General features: G+C 73.7%; 5 protein-coding genes. All 5 read left to right on the top strand.

From position 1 onward, the window contains the following. Window positions 1–182: 182 nt before the first annotated feature. Window positions 183–707 carry a DUF1203 domain-containing protein gene (locus NCC78_RS30000; RefSeq protein WP_250798745.1) on the top strand — a complete coding sequence of 175 codons (525 nt, stop codon included), beginning with the start codon at window positions 183–185 and terminating at the stop codon, window positions 705–707. Between the two features lie 137 nt (window positions 708–844). After that, the gene (gene fabG, locus NCC78_RS29995; RefSeq protein WP_250798744.1) at window positions 845–1,591 is read left to right on the top strand and encodes a 3-oxoacyl-[acyl-carrier-protein] reductase; all 747 of its coding nucleotides are present in this window, start codon (window positions 845–847) and stop codon (window positions 1,589–1,591) included. 44 nt (window positions 1,592–1,635) lie between these two features. Next, complete coding sequence (locus tag NCC78_RS29990; RefSeq protein ID WP_250798742.1) at window positions 1,636–2,592, top strand: beta-ketoacyl-ACP synthase III; 957 nt, start codon at window positions 1,636–1,638, stop codon at window positions 2,590–2,592. 107 nt (window positions 2,593–2,699) lie between these two features. Next, a complete protein-coding gene (locus NCC78_RS29985; RefSeq protein ID WP_250798740.1) occupies window positions 2,700–2,945 on the top strand; it encodes an acyl carrier protein in 246 nt (81 codons plus the stop codon). A 3-nt stretch (window positions 2,946–2,948) separates the two neighbouring features. Then, on the top strand, window positions 2,949–3,153 hold a 205-nt coding region (locus tag NCC78_RS29980; protein WP_250798738.1), incomplete at its 3' end, for a condensation domain-containing protein.

Genomic DNA, 3,153 nt, shown 5'->3' with positions numbered 1-3,153 from the left:
GGCTCCTGCGCGCATGTGCCCCAGGGTGCCCGGCGCGCGGGCCGAAGTCAGTAGCGCAGGTGCCCGCCCGTGGGGTGGTGCTAGGTGCAGTCCGATCGGGGCGCTTACGTCCTGGTGTCCACCACGCCGCACCGATTAGCGTCACGGTGTTGTCACGCACGGTGTCTGGTGAGGAGCCCCCGGTGGCCGCGTACCGCGTCATTCCGCTCGACGAAGAACTCGCCTGGAAGGTACGCGGCAGCCTGCGGGCGCCCGACTACCGCCACCCGGCCTACGTGGACACCGCCGACAGCGTCGGCCCGTGCCGGGTCTGCCTGCGGCCCTTCCGGGTCGGCGCCGACCGACGGATCCTGTTCACCTACGACCCGTTCCGCCGGCACGAGCCGTTCCCGCTGCCCAGCCCCGTGCAGATCCACGAGGCCGGATGCCCGCGCTACACCGGGCACCGGCTGCCGGCCGAGCTGTCCGGGCTGCCGCTGACCTTCGAGGGGTACGGCCCCGGCCGCGAGCTGATCGCCGAGGAGCGGCACGCCGCCACCGCCGAGGCGGAGAGCGCGATCGCCCGGATCCTGGGCCGGCCGAGCGTGGCGTACGTCCACGTCCGGGACACCGCCACCGGTTTCTTCATCTGCGAGCTGGACCGGGGCGGCGTCGCCTCCACCACGGCCGCCGGTGGCGCCGGCGCCACCGGAGACGCCCTGGTCTGAGCGACCGGCGCCGCCCGCACCCCCGGCCCTTGCGCACCGCCGGCGGCCGGAGCACGACCCGGCGGCGGTCCCGGCCGACCGGGAGCCGTCGAGCGGGCTATAGGAAAGGTATAGGCGCCGGCCCCAGCCTTGGGTCCATGTCCGACACCGATCGACCGGTAGCCCTGGTCACCGGCGGCACCCGCGGCATCGGCCGCGCGGTGGTCAGCCGCCTCGCCCGGGAGGGCTTCGACGTCAGCTTCTGCTACCGCTCCAGCGCCGAGGCCGCCGAACTGCTGGCCAAGGAGTGCCGCCAGGCCGGGGCGCGCGTCCTCACCCGCCAGGTCGACGTCGCCGACCGCGCCGGCGCGCACGAGTTCGTCGAGGCGACCGAGGGGGAGCTCGGCGCCGTCCGGGCCGTGGTCACCAGCGCCGGCATCGTCCGCGACCGGCCGCTGGCCCTGATGACCGACGAGGACTGGGACGAGGTCCTGCGGGTCAACCTGGGCGGCACGTACCACGTCTGCCGGGCGGTGGTGCGGCGGCTGATGCGCCGCCGGGCCGGCGCGGTGGTCACCATGTCCTCGATCGCCGGGGTGGTCGGCAACGCCAACCAGACCAACTACGCCGCCTCCAAGGCCGGCATCATCGGCTTCACCCGCTCCCTGGCCCGCGAGGTCGGCCGGTACGGCATCCGCGCCAACGTGGTCGCGCCGGGACTCATCGAGACCGACATGACCAGCCGGCTGCCCGAGAAGGTCGCCGCGGAGCTGCTGGACCGGACCCTGCTGGGACGCTTCGGCACCCCCGACGAGGTGGCGGAGATGGTCGCCTTCCTCGCCTCCGACCGGTCGGCCTACGTGACCGGCCAGGTCTTCCAGGTCGACGGCGGCATCGCGATCTGACGCCACGCCATCCGAGCCCACCACCACCCAACAGGGGGACAGACATGCGGCAGCACCACGGCTCGGCCATCACGGGGATGGCCGCGTACCGCCCGACGCACCTCGTCACCAACGAGGAGCTGGCCCTGCGGACCAGCGTCACCGCCGAGTGGATCGAGTCCCGCACCGGGATCCGGACCCGCTACCACGCCAGCGAGGACGAGGACATGGTCACCATGTCCGCCGAGGCGGGCGAGAAGGCCATCGCGATGGCCAACCTCGACCCCGCCGAGGTCGACCTGACCATCGTGGCGACCGCCACCCGCCGGCAGCGGATGCCCGGCATCGGCCCGCAGGTGGCCACCCGGATCGGCCTGCCGGCCTCCGGGGCGTACGACCTGAACGCGGTCTGCGCCGGCTTCACCTACGCGCTGTCGATGGCCTCCAACGCGGTGCGCGTCGGCGACGCCCGCAACGTGCTGGTGGTCGGTGTCGAGCGGACCAGCGACTGGATCAACCCGGACGACCCGGACACCTTCGTCATCTTCGGCGACGGCGCGGGCGCGGTGGTGGTCTCCCGCTCCGGCGAGGACGAGATCGGCCCGACCGTGTGGGGCAGCGACGGCGCCCGGCACAAGGTGCTCGGGCTGACCGAGATGCCCGACGGCCGCGAGTTCGTCACGATGGACGGCCCGCTGGTCTACAAGTGGTCCACCGCCACCATGCCGGGCGTCGCCCACCGGGCCTGCGAGGCGGCCGGCATCTCCCTCTCCGACGTCGCCTGGTTCGTCCCGCACCAGGCCAACCGCCGGATCATCGACACCCTCACCCGGACCCTGGAGTTCCCGCCGGACCGGGTCATGCGCGACGTCGTCGACACCGGCAACACCTCGGCGGCCTCGGTGCCGCTGGCCCTGTCCCGGCTCTACGAGAGCGGCCGGACCAGCCCCGGCGACCTGGTGCTGCTGCTCGGCTTCGGCGCCGGCCTCACCTACGCCGGGCAGATCGTCCGGATGCCCTGACCGTCCACCCACGCCTTCGCCGGCCGGGCCCCGCGCCCGGCCCGCCAACCGCCCGCCGGGGGGTGGGCACCTCGCCCGACCCGGCCAACCGCCAGGAGAGGAACACGATGAACCGGGACGAGATCACCGCCGAGGTGGTGCGCCTGATCCGCCAGGAGATGCCCGACGTCGAAGGGGACATCACCTCCGACTCCCAGTTCGAGGAGCTGGGCATGGACTCCCTCACCCGGGTCGACCTGCTGGCCGCCGTGGAGCGGTCGTTCGGCCTGGAGGTGCCCGACGAGGAGGTGGCGAACCTGCTGCGGGTCTGCGACCTGACCGACTTCCTCGCCGCCAGCCGGGCGGGCGTCTGAGCCATGGGCGACACCGCAGGGCTGTCGATGGGGCAGGAGTCGCTCTGGCTGCTGCACACGCTCGCCCCGGAGAGCGCGGCGTACAACCTCGCCGGAGGGGCGCGGATGACGCCCGTGCCGCACCTGCCGGCGCTGGCCCGCGCGGTGCGCGCGCTAACCGTGCGGCACGACGGGCTGCGGTCGGTGTTCACCGAGGTCGACGGGCGGC

This window comes from Micromonospora phytophila (assembly GCF_023656545.1).
Taxonomy (GTDB): Bacteria; Actinomycetota; Actinomycetes; order Mycobacteriales; family Micromonosporaceae; genus Micromonospora; species Micromonospora phytophila.
This window is presented reverse-complemented; position numbering and strand designations above follow the sequence as displayed.